The 20,941-nt window shown below is 61.8% G+C and carries 2 protein-coding genes; both read right to left on the minus strand.

The features are described from left to right. Positions 1–173: 173 nt before the first annotated feature. The gene (locus tag ACMHYW_RS07410; protein ID WP_414499363.1) at positions 174–11,348 is read right to left on the minus strand and encodes an amino acid adenylation domain-containing protein; all 11,175 of its coding nucleotides are present in this window, start codon (positions 11,346–11,348) and stop codon (positions 174–176) included. Further along, positions 11,341–20,835 carry an amino acid adenylation domain-containing protein gene (locus ACMHYW_RS07415; RefSeq protein ID WP_414499364.1) on the minus strand — a complete coding sequence of 3,165 codons (9,495 nt, stop codon included), beginning with the start codon at positions 20,833–20,835 and terminating at the stop codon, positions 11,341–11,343. Before ACMHYW_RS07415 ends, ACMHYW_RS07410 begins: the two co-directional genes overlap by 8 nt. Positions 20,836–20,941: the final 106 nt, after the last annotated feature.

A 20,941-nucleotide genomic window follows, 5' to 3' on the forward strand; every position in this document is an offset into this window, starting at 1 on the left:
AAATGCAAAGGCCCCCGTCGATATCGCTATCGGCGGGGGCCTTTTGTCGTTATATCAAAGCAGTGATGAGCACATAAAGGGCGAGCGCGAGGTATTCACTGCACAGCACCCTGTCACGAACATGGCCGCATCAGCACCTTTTGCTTCTGGTGCCAACGTGGCCATGGTGCATGTCATGCGGTCAGTGCACGGCAGAGCACCTCGACATAGGGGGATTTCAGCATCTGTACATGGTTGCCTTGGCTGCGTACCACCTCCACCTGCGGCCAACGCTGCTGCCAGCGATGTGTCGCAGTGGCATCAGTATCCGCCGCAACGACCAGTGTTGCAGGAGCCTGTGGCAGCTGCGTCGGACAATAGCCCGAGCGCAGGTTGATGGCGAGCACACGCAGGATGCTGTGTAGCGACTCTAGCGGTGTTCGCGCCGACATGATACCGGCCGATGTGACCGCTCCGTGCAGAGCCGTCAGCCGCTGGCGTGGCGTCATACGGGCTAGACGCTCTCGTTCCAGCGTCAACGGCACGCCCTGCATCTCCAGCAGGTCGATCAGCTTCTGCAACGCCCCCAGCGACGAGATTTCCTTACGCTCGCACTCGGGTACCCGGCTGTCAGCGATGACCACACGCGCAAGCGCTATACCCTCTGCTTCCAGCTGCTGGGCCAGTGCTAGGGCGACCCAGCCACCAAACGAATGCCCAACAATATACAGTGGCCCGGCAGGCAACTGCCCCTCCAGCGATCGCCGATAGAAGGCGGCCGCCGAGGTCGCATCGCTGTGTGGTACCTCCTGTCCCCACAGTCCGCGGGGCTGAAGACCGATGACATGCCAGTCGGACGGCAGGCTGCGCACCAGCGGCATGAACGAGAACACGTTGTCGCCCGCCCCGGGAATGCACAGTACGGTCGGAGCCCCAATTTGGCCACTTTGAAGCGTCATAGCTGGCATATAGCGAGACGACGGTACGGCGGCCCGACGCGTTTTGAGCGTTTCGGAAATCGCTTCGCCCAGTGTATGCACATAGGGTTCGGACACCATGCGGGCATGGGTACCGGGTACGGCAGTGCACACAACCTGCGCCTCCGGCAGCACGCGATGCCAGCCCAACCCCTCTTCGGCCTGCTCGGGTTCATCGGCAGCCACAAACAGGTCGATCACGATCGGCAGTCGCGGCACGTCATATTCGGCGCTCAGCAGCGCCAAACGGTGCGTCAGCCAGCCGTGGTAGTACTCAGGCGACCATCCTGCCGGCAGCATATCGAGGGACTGCCCCAGCGTGTAGTGCACTTCCCACAGAGGCAGCGTGCGGGATAGCGCTTCCGCCTGTGCACGCAGCGCATCAGTGGTCGCCAGCGCGTCGATATCCCCTTTGACGAGGTAGTTCATGCGCTGTTCGTCATCCGGCAACGCGAACAGCTCATCCATGGCAACGACGCGCCCATCGTCGCGATCGGGCAAGCGGGTGTCGAGCATGCCGACGAACTCAACACTCTGATCCTGCCCCATTAACTGGGCCGCCACTTCGTAGGCCATCACGCCGCCGAACGACCAACCCAGCAAGCGATACGGCCCTGCCGGCTGCACCTCACGTATCATCCCTACCAGGCGTGCTGCGGCCCCCTCCACTGTCTGTAAGGCGGGCTGACGGCGATCCGGCGCGGGAAGGCCATACACAGGAATATCACTGTCGATACAGGAGGTCAGCAACGGTCCGTAGAACAGCTCTCCGCTGGCCTCGGGCACGATAAACAGCGGACGCTCGCTGCCCGTACTACGGAACGCAATGGGAGCATCGGCATTCTGTGCTAGCGGTAGCGCCTCACCTAGACGCTCGGCCAGCTCGCTCAGGCGCGACGCGGAAAATAGCGTCGCAAGCGGTATTTCAATGCCCTGCTGCTGCGCTTCATTGACCAAGCGCACGGCCATCAGTGAATGCCCCCCCAGCGCGAAGAAGTCGTCGTGACGACCGACCTGTTCCACGCCCAGCAGACGTTGCCACAGTGCAGCCAGCTGGCATTCTAACTCACCTTGTGGGGCTTCATAGGCGGCCTGCAGATAGGTCGCTGCGTCCGGTTCGGGCAGCGCACGGCGATCCACCTTGCCATTGGCAGTGAGCGGAATCTCCGCCAACGGCATCCACGCAGAAGGCACCATGTAGTCCGGCAGGCGCAGACTTAGCCGCTGATTCAATGTCTCAGGGTCAATGTGGTGCCGTTCATGGCAGGTGTAGTACGCCACCAAGCGTTTCTCACTGGCCTCAGTGCCACGCGCTTCGACCACGGCATGCTGCACTTCGGGGCAGGCCAGCAGTGCGGCTTCGATTTCACCCAGTTCGATACGGAATCCACGCAGTTTGACTTGGAAGTCGTTGCGGCCTTGGAACATCAGTGTGCCATCCGCCAGCCAGTAGCCCAGGTCGCCAGTGCGGTAGAGACGCGCGTTGGGCGCGGCGGGCATTGCTGTAAAGGGATCAGGCACGAAACGTTCGGCCGTTTGTTCTGGCAGGTTCAGGTACCCTTCCGCGACCCCGTCACCGCCGATATACAGCTCGCCCGTCACACCGATCGGCACCGGCTGCTGGAAGGCATCCATCACGTAGACCGTGGTATTGCTGATCGGGCGACCAATGGGCATCTGTGGTACGTCGGGATTGGCATCGTTCATGCGATAGGCCGTCGCAAAGGTCGTGGTTTCAGTCGGCCCATAGACGTGCAGAAAATGCTGTGGCGGCCCTTCACGCAACGCACGACGAACGAAGGCGGGATCCAACGATTCCCCCCCGACCATCAGATAGCGCAGCGCAGGCAGATAGCGCTGTAGAGCGTCGGCATGCTGGTTAAACAACGCGATAGTCATGAACATCACGGTGACACGGTGATGTTCCAGCGCCGCAGTGAACGCCTGTGCATCCATCACGGTATCGTGATCAAACACCACCAGACAGCCACCGCACAGCAGTGCGCCCCACAGTTCCATAGTGCTGGCGTCGAAGGCGGGATTGGCCAGACACGCCACGCGGTCATGCGCATCAAAGGCCGCATAGCCATTGGAGAAGATCAGGCGCAGTACGCTGCGCTGGCTGACCATCACCCCTTTGGGGCGTCCCGTCGAGCCGGAGGTGTACATGATATAGGCCAGTGCGGGACTGGCCGGATCATGTGCGCGCCCGGGGTTGATGCATGGCTCGCTCAATGGCGCGGCCAGACACTGCTCGGGATCAAGCACGGTCAGCCCCAGCGGCCAGGGTGCAAACGCCGCACTGGCGTCTGCCGAGGCCAGCAACAGGCGCGGCGCGCTATCGGCTAGCATGAACTGCGCACGCGATGCGGGATAGTGCGGGTCGATCGGCACGTAGCAGCCCCCAGCCTTCAGAATCGCCAACAGGGCCGTGACCAGCAGCTCGCCCCGTGGCAAGGCTACCGCTACGCGATCGTGGGGTTGCAACCCTTCTCGCAGCAGTCGATGCGCCAATCGGTTGGCACGCTCGTTTAGCTCGCGATAGCAACAGGTGTGCGTTCCTTCAACTACAGCAATGGCCTCGGGCGTTGCCGCCACCTGCGCTTCGAACATCGCCGCGAGGGAGGCATAGCGTGGGTAGTCGCGCTGGGTCGCATTGAAGGTACCGGTGACCGTTTCGTATTCCACCGGCGAAAGGATAGACAGTGACATCACGGGACGTTCTGGCGTCGCCGCCATGCCTTCCAGCAAACGTGCCCAGTATCCTTGCCAGCGGTTGACCGTTGCTTCGTCAAACAACGCGGTGGCGTAGCGCAGCACACCTCGTACCTCACCCTCCTGTTCGTTCAGCTCAAGGCTGAGATCACACTGAGCGGTGTGCAGGTCGATGGGAAGCACGGTCGCGGAAAGACCGCTCAGCGTCGGTTGTTCTCCCCCCTGCGCCTGCCAGCCCAGCATCACCTGAAAGACTGGGCTATGAGCAAGGCTGCGGCGCGGCGATACCGCTTCGACGATCTGCTCGAATGGGATGTCTGCGTGCTGCTGGGCGTTCAGCACGGTCTCGCGCACGGCGGCCAACAGTCGCACGCTATCCACGTCACCCGGCACGCCAACGCGCAGTGCCTGTGTGTTGACGAACATGCCAATCAGCGGTTCCAGCTCGTAACGCTGGCGACCCGCCGTCGGCGTTCCAATCACGATATCGTCCTGCCCCGATAGACGGGCCATCAGCGCTGCCCACGCCGCCACTAGGGTCATGTAGAGCGTGCACCCCTGCGCACGACTCAGCGCATGCAGTCGCGCCACCAGCGGTGCCGGTAACACAACGTCGAGCTGGGCACCACGGTAGTCCTGCCGTTCAGGACGCGGACGATCGAGCGGCAGGCTGAGGCATTCCGGCGCGTGCTGCAGCTGCTCAACCCAGTACTGCTGTTGATGCTGAAGGCGCTCGCTGGTGAGGTAGCGCTGCTGCCAGACGGCGTAGTCGCGGTACTGCAGCGCCAGCGGCGGCAGTGGGTCGGGCCGTTCAGCCGCGAAGGCATCATACAGGGTACTCAGTTCCTGCATCAGCACACCCATCGACCATCCATCAGCGATGACGTGATGCAGAGCCAGCCTCAGAAGATGATCGTCGTCGCGGTAACGGACCAGCTGTGCCTGGACCAACGGGCCGCAGCCCAGATCAAAGGTGGGCGCAAACGGTGGCAAGGTGTCATCGGGTGACCCCAGCGACACGTATTGGAGCGGGAAGCCCACCTGCGGCGCGCTGACGATCTGCTGCGGTTCGCCCTCCACAGTTGCCATGTGCGTGCGCAGACTTTCGTGACGCGCCACGATGGCATCCAACGCACGCGTCAGCGCTGCCGCGTTCAACGGACCACGCAACCGCAGACCGCCTGCGATCACATAGCTGGCACTCGCGGCGTCATCCATCCGTGACAGGAACCACAAACGTTGCTGAGCCAGCGACAGCGGAATGGGGCCATCGGCGTGCTGCGCCGTGATGGCTGGAAGCACGTCATCAGGGTCAGCTTCGTCCAGCTGTGTCGCCAGTTCAGCCAGCGTCGGAAAGGCAAACAGTGCGGTCAGCGATAGTGCGCACTTGAGCTGCGCCCGAACACGCGATACCAGCTGTACGCCCAACAGCGAATGGCCGCCCAGCGCAAAGAAATCATCGTGACGACCGACGCGCTCGACCCCAAGCAGCGCTGACCAGATGTCCGCCAGAGCGGTTTCATGCGCGCCCTGCGGAGCCTCGTAGGCCCGCTGAACACGTGCAGCATCGTCCGGCTCGGGCAGCGCGCGGCGATCCACTTTGCCGTTCGCGGTCAGCGGCAGTGCGTCCAGTGGCACCCACGCCGACGGCACCATGTAGGCCGGAAGCCGCTCCGCCAGTTGGCCCTGAAGCGCTTCTGGCGTGACACCGCTCCCAGTGACCGTATAGTAAGCGGTCAGATACGGCTGCTGATCGCCTCCTTTCGTGACCACGATGGCACTATCAATGCCTTCACAGGCCGCTATCGCGGCTTCGATTTCACCCAGTTCAATGCGGAAACCGCGCAGCTTGACCTGAAAGTCATTGCGGCCGTGATATTCCAGTGTCCCATCTGCACGCCAGCGGGCCAGATCTCCCGTACGGTACATACGTGCACCGAGTTCTGTTGCAAAGGGATCGGGCAGGAAGCGTTCTGCAGTCAGCTCTGGGCGGTCAAGATAGCCACGCGCAACCTGAGCGCCGCCCACATACAGCTCGCCAACCACACCCAGCGGCACCGGCTGCCCTTGTTCATCCAATAGATACACGCTGGCATTGTCGATCGGTCGCCCGATATGCAACGCCTCGTCATCAGCAGCAATCGCGCCGGAAGTCGCAACCACCGCGTTCTCGGTCGGCCCGTAGTTATTCACCAAGGTGAAGCCGATATCAGTGGCTGGCCGATGAGTCAGGCGGTCCCCGCCTACCAGCAACGTGCGCAGCGTGGGGTGCGTCATCCCCCGCGAGAAGGCCCACTCGGCCACGGGTGTCGGCAGAAAACTGATCTGCAACGGCTGGGCCTGCCACCAGGCCAGCAACCCCTCGGGGTCACGCGCCACCTCAGGGGCAGGCATAAGCACACGACCACCGGCACACAGCGCGGGCCAGAGCTCCCAGACGGCTGCATCGAAACCCAGCCCCGCCACACAGGACACGGGGGTTCCTTCGCGCAGCTGGAACTGCTGGCAGTGCCAATGCACCAGATTCGCGACATGACGATGTTCGACCATCACCCCTTTGGGATGACCAGTAGAACCAGAGGTATAGATCACATAGGCCAGATGATCGGGCTGCACGACAATCTCTGGTGCAGAATCCGGCTGCGATGCCCATGAGGATTCGTCGATGACAACCGTCGTGACCTGCGGCGCCACAGTGCTCAACCGAGCCGCCAACGCTGACGAAGTGAGCACCATGACGGGCGAGCAGTCGTTCACGAGATAGCCGAGACGCTCATCGGGGTAGGCGGCATCCAGCGGCACGTAGGCCCCACCCGCCTTCAGCACCGCCAGCAGGGCCAGTGGCAAGGCTCGACCACGTTCCAGCAGCACTGCCACGCGACGCTCGGCGCCCACCCCGTGCGAAATCAACCAATGGGCGAGCTGATTGGCACTGCGATCAAGCTCGCCATACTGCCAGTCGCCTTCGTGAGTGCACACCGCCAGCGCCTCAGGCTGCTGCAACGCCTGCTGCGCGAACATTTGAGGCAATGGGGCTTGAAGAGGATAGTCTGCTGCAGTCTGATTCATGCCATGTATAAGCTGACAATGCTCGTCTTCTGATAGCATCGGCAGTGCCATGACCGGCTGTTCAGGTGTAGCGGTCATGCCTTCCAACAGTCGCACCCAGTAGCCGATCCAGCGTGCGATCGTCTGTTCGTCGAACAGCGCCGTTGCAAAGTGCACAGCCCCTATCAATCGCCCTTCTTCTTCACGCAGCAGCAAGCTGAGGTCGCACTGAGACGATACCGTTTCGTCTTCGCGTGGTGTGAGGGTCAGCCCTGGCAATGTCAGCGAAGCTTCGGGCGTGTTTTGTAGCGCCAGCATCGTCTGGAAGACTGGGCTGTACGCTAGGCTACGTTCCGGCGCGACGGCTTCCACCATATGTTCGAACGGCACCTGCGCGTGCTGCTGGGCGGCCAACGTCGTGGCCTTCACCTGCGCCAGCAGGGCTTCAACGGAAGGCGATGCGTCAAGATTGAGGCGCAGCGGCAGCGTATTGACGAACATACCTATCAAATGCTCGATGTCGGGATGATCACGCCCAGCGACTGGTGTCCCCACCACGATATCGCGCTGCCCCGACAGACGCGCCATCAGCGTTCCCCATGCAGCCAGCAGTGTCATGAACACGGTACCGCCATGACGTCGGGACAACGCGTGCAGGCGCTCGGTCAGCGCGCGATCCAGCACAACGGGCACAGCTGCACCATCGTAACGCTGCACTGCCGGACGCGGTCGGTCGGTCGGCAATGACAGGCAGGCGGGCGCATCGTTAAGCTGTTCGACCCAGAACTGACACTGCGCTGCCATGCGTTCATCATTCAAAACGTCCTGCTGCCAGATCGCCACGTCGCCGTACTGTACCCGCAGCGGCAGCAGTTTGGCCTCACGGCCCTCATGCGCCGCCGCATAGCCTTCGCTCAGTTCGCGCAGAAAGATACCGATCGACCACCCATCGGCGATCACGTGATGAAACGCGAGCTGCAGCACATGGTGATCTGTCCCGAGGCGCACTAGACGACCGCAGGCCAGCGGGCCCTCATCCATCACCATTGCTGGCGTGAACGGCGGTACGGTGTCGCCGTGAGTCAATGTCAGCGTGGTCAATGAAAACCCGCTGTCCGCTGCCGCCACCCGCTGCCACGGCACATCGTCGACGTCGATAATATGAGTGCGTAGTGCCTCATGGCGCGCCGCAATGGCATCCAGTGCCTGCCGCAGCGCGCGCTCATCCAGTTCACCCTTCAGGTCGACGCTGCCGTGCAGCTGGTAGGCGCGGCTCAGGCTGCTGTCCATGCGCGACAGAAACCAAATCCGGCGCTGGGCCGGTGACAGTGGCGCATCCTCACCCGCTGCTCGCGGCAGCATATCCGGCAGCGCTTCTTGCGCCGCAGGCACCAGCCTCGTCGCCATGGCCGCCAGCGTGGGATGAGCAAACAGGGCTTCCAGGTTCAAGGTATGCTGCAGGCGCTGCTGTACGCGTGTCATCAACTGCACGGCCAGCAGCGAATGACCACCCAGTGCGAAGAAGTGATCCTGCCGCCCAACGCGCTCGACACCGAGCACCTCGCGCCACAGGGCGGCCAGCCCTTCTTCCAACGGGCCATACGGAGCTTCGTACTGCTGGCGCACGAACGCACTTTCGTCGGGTGCAGGGAGTGCCTGCCGATCCAGCTTGCCATTGGGCGTCAGCGGCAATCGTTCCAGCACCATGAACGCCGCCGGCACCATATAGCCCGGCATGATCGCCGCCAGTGCGGCTTTGAGCTGTGCGGCCTCAAGCACCACATCACTGCTGGGCGTGCAGTACGCCACTAGCTGCGGTTCTCCGCCGGTATGGGAGTGTGCGACGACAATGGCATCCTGCACACCGTCACAGGCCTGCAGCGCGGCTTCAATTTCGCCCAATTCGATGCGGAAGCCGCGAATCTTGACCTGGAAGTCGTTGCGCCCCAGGTAATCCAGCGTGCCGTCCCTACGCCAGCGCACTAAGTCGCCGGTGCGGTACATACGCGCCTGTTCGTCCGCCACGAATGGATCGGGCAGGAAACGTTCAGCCGTCAGTTCGGGTCGGCCGAGATAGCCGTGGGTCACGCCTGCGCCAGCAATATACAACTCACCCACGACGCCAACCGGCACCGGGTGCTGCTGCTCGTCCAGCACGTAGACACGGGTATTGGCGATCGGGCGTCCGATAGACACCTGTGCCTCCCGCGCCGATAGCGGCTGCATGGTCGACCACACCGTCGTTTCGGTAGGGCCGTACATGTTCCACAGTGTACTGACCCGAGCAGCGATATCGTGGGCCAACGCCAGTGGGCAAGCCTCACCACCGATCAGTCCGGTCAGATGCGGTGCACCCTGCCACTGGTTCGCCAGCAGCAGTTTCCATGTTGCAGGGGTGGCTTGGAACAGTGTGATATTTTCATCACGCAGATAATCGGCCAGCGCCGCACCGTCGAGGCGGAGCGCATCGCTGGCAATATGAAGCTGTGCCCCGCTGATCAGCGGCAGAAAGAGTTCCAGTACATGAATATCGAACGACAGCGTGGTGATAGCCAACAGGCGATCACGCTCATCAACACCCAGCTGACGCTGCTGATGGCAGAGGAAGTTGACCACGGCGCGATGCGGCACCATGACCCCCTTGGGCTGCCCCGTAGAACCCGAGGTATAGATGAGATAGGCCAGATTGTCTGGCGCACCGTTCGGCAATGCCACTTCTGATTCCGGGGTATGCGACCATGGCGCCGTATCACTCTCCATCAGCGCCAGCGTCAGCGCGTCGGGCAACGGTGCCATGCGTGCAGGAAAGTCGGGCGTGGTGATCAGGACAGCGGGACGGCTGTCCTCAAGAATGTAACGCAGACGGTCGTCAGGATAGGCGGGATCAAGCGGGACATACGCCCCGCCCGCTTTCAGCACGGCCAACACGGCAACGACCATCGACAGCCCCCGCGGCAGCGCAATGGCCACACGCTGGTCTGCAGCTACCCCTTGCGCCACCAGCCAGTGCGCCAGCCGGTCGGCTTGATCGTTCAGCTCGGCATAGGTCAGCGAGGTGCCAGCGTACACCACGGCCACAGCATCCGGTGTCTGCGCGACCTGTCGCTCCATCAAGGCATGAATGCTTGCCTCGCGGGGATAGTCATGTGCCGTGGCATTGAAGCCCTCAATCACCTGATCACGCAGGTCATCGGACAGCATTGGCAGCGCACTCACCGCGGTAGCGGGCTGATGCACCATGCCGCTCAGCAACTGCGTCCACGCCGATAGCCACTGGGTCAGCGTATCGGCATCGAACAGTGCCGTGGCATAGAACAGCGAACCGACCAACTCACCGTCAATTTCTTCCAGTGCCACACTCAGATCAAACGGTGCCTTGGCATCTTCACTGGTCAGCGCCTCCAGCGCGATGCCCGGCAGGGTCAGCTGCCCTTGTGGGGTGTTCTGGAGCGTGAACATCGTCTGAAACAGCGGGCTGTAAGCCAGGCTACGGCTGGGTGCGACCGCTTCCACGACCTGTTCGAAGGGAATGTCGGCGTGCTGCTGCGCCTCCAGTGCTATTCGCCGCACTTGAGCCAGCACACTGGCCGTATCAGGGGCTGCCGATAAATCGACCCGCAGTGCCTGTGTATTGACGAACATTCCCAGCATCGTTTCCAGCGCCTGCTGCCCGCGCCCGGCGATGGGAATACCGGTCACGATATCGTCCTGCCCGGACAGCCGGGCCATAAGCACCGACCAGCTGGCCAGCAGCACCATGAACGGCGTACAGCGGTGCTGCTGACCGAGCGCCTTGACCGCCTGCGTCAGCGTGGCATCGAAGCGGATCGGCAAACGTCCGCCCGCCATTGCCTGTCGCTCGGGACGCGGGTGATCCGTCGGCAGCGTCAGGCGCTCGGGCGCACCGCGCAGCCGGTCGACCCAATACTGCTGCTGGTGAGTCAGCGTACCGTCTTCAAGCAATCCCTGCTGCCACTGCACGTAGTCGGTATATTGCAGTGCGGGACGCGGCAACGCGGCTTCCCCCGACTGCGCGCGGGCGTAATAGGCCGACAGAGCATCCATGAACAGCGCCAGCGACCACCCATCGGCGATCAGATGGTGCAGTGCCAGTTTCAGTACGGCGACATCTTCTGATACCCGCAGCAACTGCACCCGCCACAGCGGGCTTTGCGACAGTACGAAAGTCGGCAACAACGGCTGATCTTCTTCATTCATATGATGAAGATCACGCACTTCCAGTACTTGGTCTACATCGACCTCGGTCACCTGCTGACGCGGCTCGCCGTCTACGGTGACGATGCGCATCCGCAGCACATCGTGATGCGCCAGCAGTGCACGCAGCGCTTCACGCAGCGCCTCTTCGTCGACGCGGCCTTGCAGACGGAAGCCGCCGCTCAGCACATAGGCATCGGCACTGTCGCCCCCCATCTGCGCCAGAATCCATAACCGCCGCTGAGCCAAGCTCAGCGGCACACCTTCTTGAGTACAGGGCTGCGGCGTCAGGGGACGCACGGTACTTACGCTCTTGCGCGCCGCCCCCTGCTGGCGCGCTCGGGCCAGCAAGCGCACCTTGTCTTCCCGACTCATCCGCTTCAATGCATCACGTTGCGGGCCAGCGTTACTCATGATCATCCCCTTCGGCTTCTACGTCCGTCATGTTCAACAGTTCATCGAGATCGAACTGCGCAATACTGATGTCCACCACACGCTCGGTGAACGCGGCCAGGGTCGAATGCTCGAACAGCTCGGCCACTGGCACCTCGACCTGTTGGGTCTGCTGAATGTCCGCCACTACCCTGACGGCCAGCAGTGAATGGCCACCCAGCGCAAAGAAGTCGTCGTGACGACCGATACGCTCGACGCCCAGCAATCGCTGCCACAGCATCGCCATGGCCTGCTCTTCATCGTCAACTGGCGGCTCAAAAGCCGTCGCGGCCATCTGCATGTCCGGCTCGGGCAGCGCACGGCGATCCACCTTGCCATTGCGCGTCAGAGGGAAGGCCGCCATCACCACCCATGCCGACGGCACCATGTAGTCCGGCAGATGTGCTATCGCGTAGGCCTGCAAAGCGGCCAGTGCGATATCGTCGCCCTGCAGATAGGCGGTCAGTTGAGGTTCACCGCCAGCATTCGTGCGCAGCATCACCAGTGCATCGCTGACGCCCGGGCGGCCTCGCAATAGGCTTTCGATGTCGCCCGGTTCGATGCGGTAGCCTCGCAGCGTGATCTGATGGTCACAGCGTCCCAGATACTCCAGCTGACCATCGCTGCGCTGGCGCACCATATCGCCCGTGCGGTATAGGCGAGCGCCCTCTTGCCCAACAAACACATCGGGCAGGAAGCGTTCAGCCGTCTGCGCAGGCAATCCGACATACCCGCGTGACAGCGAATGCCCGCCGATGTACAGCTCGCCACTGATGCCCGGAGGCACCGGTTGGCCGTCGGCGTCCAGCACATAGAGAATGGCACCCGGTATGGGATGCCCGATGGGAGGAAGGTCAGGCCACTGTGCTGAGTCTTCCGGGCAGCGCGCGGCACAGACAACATGGCTCTCGGCGGGACCGTACTGATTGAAGAGCTGCAGCTGAGGTGCCCGCGCAAACAGCGTGCGGATATCATCGTTGATGCGCAGTGCTTCACCGCTGCAGATCACCTCACGCAGCGCCGGTGTCCAGCCGCGTTCACGGCCCGCCTGCGCCAATGCGCGCAACAGTGCGGGCGGCAAAAAGGCCCGCTCGACACGCTGCTGATCAAAGAAGGCCATCAAGCGCGGCATGTCGAGCCTTACGGCTTCCGGTACGATGGCCAGCGTGCCACCGCTCGTCAGCGCGCTGAGCAGTTCTTGGCTGGCAACATCGAACCCGAATGCCGCAAACTGCGACGTGACCGTCGCGGGGTGCCGGTTCTGCCAGCGCATCAGATTGACCAGCGGAGCATGGGGCATCGCGATGCCTTTCGGCTGTCCAGTAGACCCGGAGGTGTAGATCACATACGCCAGCTGATCAGGCGTTGCCGTGACCGCAATGGGGACAGAAGATGCGGCGCGATAGCAGCACTCCTCGCCGCTCAGCGACAGCGTGTCCGCCCCACGGCCCAGAATTTGCTCACCCACGGCATCGACCAGCACCAGCGCCGCACCGCTGTCAGCGCGCATGGTAATCAGGCGCTCACGAGGATAACGCGTATCGAACGGCACATAAGCCGCCCCCGCCTTGAGTATCCCCAGTACCCCAATAGCCATGGCTTGGCTGCGCTCGACACACAGCGCCACACGGTCTTCACGACCAATGCCGTGCGCCAGTAGCGTGCTGGCCAGCTGGTTGGACTGCGCGTCCAGTTCGGCATACGTCAGCGACCCGTTCTCATCGACCACAGCCAGTGCCTCTGGATGTGCGGCCGCCTGGGCTGTAAATAACGCGTGCAGCGTGCTGTCGTCTATAGGTGCCGCATCTTCAGAGACCAAGCCTGCACGGCCAGCGGCGCTAGCGCCCTCAAGCAACGGCAATGCCGTCACTGTTTGCTGAGGCGACATCACCATGCCTTCCAATATCCGCACCCAGTACGCCGCCCAGCGTTCGATGGTGGTGCGTTCAAACAGCGCCGCGGCGTAATAAAGCGTGCCGTTGAGCTGACCACCCTGTTCATGCAGCTCAAGGTTGAGGTCGAACTGCGAGGTTTCGATATCGTTTTCCAGCGCTGACGTACGCACCCCGTCCAGCGCCGGCGTTGCATCTGGCAGGTTGTGCAGCGCCAGCATCACTTGGAACAGCGGGCTGTAGGCCAGGCTGCGGCGTGGAGCCACTGCCTCAACGACCTGCTCGAATGGCACGTCGGCATGCTGCTGAGCCGCCAACGCGGCTTCTTTCAGCTGCTCCAGCAGTGCAGGAGTATCCGGGGCATCGCTCAGATCGACGCGCAGCGCCAACGTATTGACAAACATGCCGATAAGCGGCTCGATTTCACGATGATGACGTGCCGCCACGGGCGTACCGATCACGATATCGTGCTGCCCGGACAGACGGCTCATCAGTACCGCCCATCCGGCCATCAGCGTCATGAATAAGGTGCAACCGCGCTGCTGACTAAGATGCTTGAGGCTATCGAGCAGCACCCCATTGACGGTGAAGGCCACATGGCCACCGTCATAGCACTGGCGAGGAGGACGCGGGTGATCGGTCGGCAGGGTCAGGCGATCCGGCGCATTGCGCAGCTGTTCCACCCAGTACTGCTGCTGATGCAGCAAGGCATCGCCACTCAGATGATTTTGCTGCCAAGCGGCATAGTCGATGTACTGCACGCTCAGCGGCGGCAGTGGGTCGGGCTGTCCGGCCACGAAAGCGTTGTAGAGCGCGCTCAGCTCTTTCACCAACAGACTGACCGACCAGCCATCGGCGATCACATGGTGCAGAGCCAAACGCAGCCAATGATGATCATCGGCAAAGCGCACCAGCTGACCACAGGCCAGCGGCCCTCGAGTCAGATCAAAGCTCGGAGAGAAAGGCGCCAGTCCAGCCGCCTCTGTGACCGTGATACGCGCCAGTGGGAAGCCGTGGCACGCTGACGCCACGACCTGCACCGGGCCATCGACACGCGGTTCGATATGCGTCCGCAACGCCGCCTGACGTGCAACGATAGCGTCCAGTGCTTGCTGCAACGCATTGACGTTCAGCTCACCTTCCAAACACAACCCACCGGAAATCACATAGGCGGCCTTAGCCCCTTCATCCATTTGGGACAGGAACCACAGACGCTGCTGCGCCAGCGATAGCGGTGCTTCGTTGCCCGAGGACAGCGGCAAAATCGGCGGCAGCGAAATCTGATCGGCCTGCGGCAGATGTTCGGCCAGCGCACGCAGCTCAGAATGAGCAAACAGCAGCGCCAGTGGCAGGTCACGGTGCAGTTCATCGCGAACGCGTGAAATCAGCTGTACTGCCAGCAGCGAATGACCGCCCAGCGCGAAGAAGTCGTCATGACGCCCGACTCGCTCGACGCCCAGCAGCGCACACCACTGTTCGGCCAGAATTTCCTCAACCGGCCCTTGCGGTGCTTCATAGGCTCGATGAGGGAAAGCCTCTTCTCCTGGCTCAGGCAGCGCGCGGCGATCCACCTTGCCATTGGCGGTCAACGGTAGTGCAGGCAACGTGACATAGGCTGCGGGCACCATGTAGTCCGGTAGGCGATCAGCCAGCGCCTTGCGCAGCACATCGGGCGACGCATCATCAAGAGACGTGGCCGTCACATAGGCCACAAGGCGGATAATGCCGCCCTGCGCCTGGGATACTACCGCGGCCTCTTCTATGCCGTGACAGTTCATCAGTGCGGCTTCGATTTCACCCAGCTCAATGCGGAAACCGCGAATTTTGACCTGAAAATCGTTGCGCCCGACGTATTCCAGCGTGCCATCTGTACGCCAGCGGGCCAGATCGCCCGTACGGTACATGCGGGCCCCTTCGTCAGCCACGAACGGATCGGGCAAAAAGCGTTCGGCTGTCAGCTCGGGCTGATGCAGATAACCACGAGCCACCTGCGCCCCGCCGACGTACAGCTCGCCCACGACACCCATCGGCACCGGTGCGCCATGGGCATCCAGCAGATAAGCACGGGTATTGGCGATTGGCCGCCCGATATGCAACGCATCATCGTCACTGCACACCGTGCCCGACGTCGCCACGACCGCGTTCTCAGTAGGGCCGTAATTGTTCACCAGCGTAAAGCGAGCAGATACAGGAGGATAACGGTTAAGACGATCGCCACCGACCAACAGCGTGCTCAGCGTGTCGTGGGTCATACCGCGCGCAAAGGCCAGCTCAGCAATCGGAGTCGGCAAGAAGCTCACGTCCAGCGGCTGAGCCTGCCACCATGCCAGCAAACGCTCAGGGTCACGCGCTTCGTCGGGCGCAGGCATCAACAGCTGAGCGCCCGTTGCCAACGGCGGCCAGATTTCCCACGCCGAAGCATCAAATCCGACCCCCGCCACGCAGGAAGCACGCTGCCCCGCCGACAGGCCAAAGGCATGGTTGTGCCAGTACACCAGGTTGATGACCTGACGATGTTCGACCATGACCCCCTTCGGTTGACCGGTTGAACCCGAGGTGTAGATCACATAGGCCAGATGATGCGCCCCCAGCCCCAGCGCGACAGGATCAGGGTCCTGCGTGGAACACTCCAGCCACGGCAGTTGCTGCGCGTCGATAACGGCCTGCGGTACGCGCTCCGCGAACGCCCCCAGTCGAGGCAGCACATCACTGGCCGTGATGATGGCCTGCGGTGCACAGTCTTGAAGCATGAAGTGCAGGCGTGCCTGCGAGTAGGCCGGATCGAATGGCACATAGGCACCCCCTGCCTTCAGTACGGCTAGCAGTGCAACCACCAGATCGGGACCACGCTCAAGCGCCACGGCCACACGACTGTCCGGCACGACGCCCTGCTTGATAAGCCAATGAGCCAGCTGGTTGGCGGCCTGATTGAGGGTTTCGTAGGTGTAATAGCCTTCTGCTGTCGCCACCGCGATCGCATCGGGTGTCTGACGCGCCTGCGCTTCGAACAGCCCGTGTAGCAGCGCCGACGACGGCACCATCAGGGTCGCTTGGTTCGGCCACGTCAGCATGTGATGACGCTCATCTGCCGACATAAGCGGCAGCGCACTCACCGAACGGCGCTCGTTCTCGACCATGCCTTCAAGCAATACGCGCCAATAGCCCATCCAGCGCTCGACCGTGTCGCGCGTGAACAGTGAAGCGGCATAGTGCACTGCGCCTTCAAGCGCCCCCTCTACCGGTGTCAGTTCTACGGAAAGGTCGAAATGCGCGGCGATTCGGGGAGAAGGCAGCAACTCCGTATCCAGTCCTGGCAACGTCAGTGACCGCTCCGGCGTATTGTGCAGCGCCAGCAGGGTTTGGAAGAGCGGGCTGTACGCGGTATCGCGCACCGGAGCGGTCGCCTCGACCACCTGCTCGAACGGCAGGTCCGCATGCTGCTGCGCCGCTAGCGCCGTAGCACGCACCTGTGCCAACAGCGCTGCCGTATCCATGTCATCGTCCAGCGTGACACGCAGCGCCAGCGTATTGATGAACATGCCAATCAACGGTTCCAGCGCTTGGTGCGACCGCCCAGCAATGGGCGTTCCAGTGACGATATCGGACTGTCCCGACAGCCGCCCCATCAGCACGGACCAACTGGCCAACAGGGTCATGAACAGTGTGCAGCCATGGCGACGACTCAAAGCCTCCAGCGACGCCACAAGCGAAGCATCAAACGTAACGTTCAGATGGCCGCCATCGAACTGCTGCACCGCCGGGCGAGGAAAATCCGTAGGCAGCGTCAGGCAATCGGGTACCTGCGCCAGCTGCGTCTCCCAATACTGCTGCTGATGACTCAGAACATCTCCGCTCAGATGCTCGCGCTGCCAGAGCGCGTAGTCACCAAACTGAATGGGCAGCACTGGAAGCGTTGCCGGTTGGCCCGCCAGCGCCCCACGATAGAGTGCTCCCAGCTCCTGCAGGAATATGCCAATCGACCAGCCATCAGCAATCACATGATGGAAGGCGATCTGCAGCACATGGTGTTGCGGTGCCAGCTGTACCAGACGCCCTTTCACCAACGGCCCGGTACTCAAATCGAATGACGGCATGAAATCAGGCAGCGCTTCGGCGCTCAACCGCATCAGCGGGAAACCGCCCTGATCATCACGGACGACCTGCACCGGCTGACCGTCCTGCTCCACGATGACGGTGCGCAGACAGGCGTGACGCACCATCAGCACATCAAGGGCCTGCCGGAGCGCCTCGACGTTCAGCTCACCGCGCAGCACCAAGTCACCGGAAATGGTATAGGCCGCCATCGCCGCATCACTCATGCGGCTCAGCAACCAGAGACGCTGCTGCGACAGCGATAGCGGTGCACGATCGCTATGGTGCGCCACGATAGGCGGCAACACAGTCGCACGTTGTCCCTCTAGGGCTGTAGCCAACGCCTGCAGAACCGGAGCATCAAACAATGTGCCCAGCGGTAGCGCTACCTGCAACGTGCTCTGTACACGCGACACCAACTGCACAGCCAGTAGCGAATGACCACCGAGGGCGAAGAAATCGTCATGACGCCCGACCCGCTCAACGCCCAACAACGTCTGCCACATCTCGGCCAACGTTTCTTCGATCGCTCCTTGCGGCGCTTCATATGCCTGAGTCACCAGCGCTGACGCGTCGGGGGCTGGCAGTGCGCGTTCATCCAGCTTGCCATTAGCGGTCAACGGCAACGCTTCGATCATCACGAAGGCGGACGGCAGCATGTAATCCGGCAAGGTCTTAGCCAGATGCAGGCGCAGTTCGGCCACATCGGGCGCTTTTGCCACGGGCACCACGTAGGCCACCAGCGTTTTGTTCTGCTGCGCATCGTCACGCGCCACCACAACCGCATCACGCACATCTGCGTGTTCGGCCAGTCGCGCGGCGATTTCACCCAGCTCGATACGGAAGCCCCGGATTTTGACCTGATGATCGTTGCGGCCCAGATAGTCCAGTGTGCCGTCAGCGTTCCAGCGCCCCACGTCCCCAGTACGGTACATGCGCGCGTCGGCATCATCCGCAAATGGATCGGGCAGAAAGCGTTCAGCGGTCAATTGCGGGCGGTTCAGATAGCCACGCGTTACCCCCGCACCGCCCACGTACAGCTCACCGACCACGCCGATCGGCACCGGCTCACCGGCGTCATCCAGCAGATAGAGGCTCAGATCATTGAGCGGCTGACCGATCGGGCTGTGCCCGTGCAGCTCGGCATCGCGAGCGGTCAACGCTTGGAAGGTAACGTGAACGGTGGTTTCGGTGATGCCGTACATATTGACCAGCTGCGTGCGCTCGCCATTACGGGCGTACCACGGCTGCAGCGCGGCGGTATCAAGCGCTTCACCCCCAAAGACGATCCATTTCAGCGTGTGCTGCAACTCACCGTCTGGCAACGCCGCTACCAGCTGTCGGAAAGCACTCGGAGTCTGATTAAGCACCGTGACCTGCTGATCGCACAGCAGCTGATAGAACGCATCAGGTGAACGCGCGGTCAGGGCCGGCACAACCACTAGACGGCCACCGTAGGCCAGCGCGCCCCACAGTTCCCATACCGAGAAATCAAACGCATAGGAGTGGAACAGCGTCCACACTTCGTCAGAGCCGAAAGCGAACGTTTCTTCAGTCGATGCCAGTAAGCGGGTGACGTTGCGGTGTTCGACCATCACGCCTTTCGGCTGCCCGGTCGATCCAGAGGTATAGATGACGTAGGCCAGATGATGAGGCGTCAGACCCAGCGTCGCCGGATCAAGATTCTCGGACGGTTGATGCTGCCATGCCTCGTCATCCAGCAGTATGACGGTCAGCGCATCATCAAGATCACCCAGCTGCGGCAGCAGATCACGGGTGGTAATCAGCACCTCGGGGGCACTGTCATCCAGGATATAGCGCAGGCGTTGCTGCGGATAATGAGGATCAAGCGGCACGTAGCCACCGCCCGCCTTGAGGGTCGCCAGAATCGCCAGCGGCAGCGTGGTACCGCGCTCTAGGGCAATCGCCACCCGACTGTCGGGCGTCACCCCCTGAGCCACCAACGCATGCGCCAACCGATTGGCCTGCGCATTCAGCTCCGCATAGCGCAGTGAGTCACCCTCACAACAGACCGCGATGGCCTCAGGGCGCTCTGCCACTTGCTGCTCGAACAACTCGTGCAGACACAACGCACGATCATGGTTTGCCCGCGTAGCGCCCCACGCTAGTACGGTCTGACGTTCTTCTGGAAGCCGCATATCACAGCGAGACAGCGGCGTATGCCACCATTGAGCAGCGTTATCCAACAGACGATTGAGTCGGCGTAGATGCCAATGCAATGAAGCACGATCATGCACCATCGCATTGGCACTCAGACATATCTCGATACCACCGGATTCACCGCGATCCATCAACGTGATTAGCAAGTCATCCACTGGCCCCAGCGCCAGATTGAGCACCTTGGCAGGTGCGTCCCCAAAGCGAATATCGTCATACTGAAAGGGGTGAATATTGACCAGCGTAAGATAGAGAGGGTCGCTTGAACCACGTATACCCAGCGCAGCACGAATATCTTCCGTACGGTAGCGTTGATGACGCATTACGCCGTACATCCCCTGGGTGACACTGGCAAGGTTGTCGGCCAGCGAACCGTTGCCATCCACCGCAAGACGCAGAGGTACACCGTTGCTGGCCATCCCCGCGAACTGGCGCATCACCTTGCCGTTACGTGCCATGACCGGCATACCCAACAGCAGATCCTCTTGCTGCGTCATGCCATACACATAGCCGACCACCAGCGTGCTGAGCACCTGCGGCAGCGTCTTTCCTTCCTGCTCGGCCAGCGCGCGAAGCGCTCGGTTGGTCTCTTCTGACACATACTGCTGCTGACGAACAACATCCAGACAGGGCGACTGCCGCCCTACCAGACTGGCAGGTACTGGATGCCCTTGCAGCAGCTCGACCCAATAGTCCCGATCCTTACCCGCCCGCGCCGACGACGCATACTCCTGCTCTGCCTCAAGTACCTCCTGCACACTGCTGAAATCGGATTCAGAAGACACGCGTCCGGCCACCCTATCGGAATAGCGCTCAGCAAGCCGACGCATGAACAGCGAAGCGGCCAGCCCATCCATGACCATATGGTGGTAGCAGTGGTAAAAAATCCACTGGGCGTCACCCAGCTTCAGAAGCGCATGCGAGAAAAGCGGCCCATCCGCAAGCGGGAAAGGCCCATCAATATCCGCCTGCATCCATGCCAGCGCAGCATCACGGGGTGAAGGCTGGTCGCTGACATCAACGTACCGGAAAGTGTCAGGCACATCCTCGGCAAAATACTGCGCAGGGCCATTATCGGTGGGCACCATGATCAGGCGCAGCACCTCGGTTTCGGCCACTACTGCACCAAGGGCCTCGGCCAACAGATCGGGCTGGATGATCCCGTCCAGTTCGACACATTCCGCCACCTTGTACACGCATGGCTGAGCTTCAGGGTTAAGGTAGTGGCTAAACCACAACCCTCGCTGGGCAACCGTTAAGGGGATAAGGTCATGGTGCGAAGAGGGCAATGAAGCAGAGGTCGTCATATATCATCCTAGATATTTCCCCACGCCCCGACACCGCTGCCTTTCGGCGACAATATCACCCCATATAATACGGATGGAGCCGTATTATATTTATTGAACACGGACA

The sequence above is a fragment of the Zymobacter sp. IVIA_12111.31 C1 genome (assembly GCF_047495495.1).
In the GTDB taxonomy this organism is placed as follows: Bacteria; Pseudomonadota; Gammaproteobacteria; order Pseudomonadales; family Halomonadaceae; genus Zymobacter.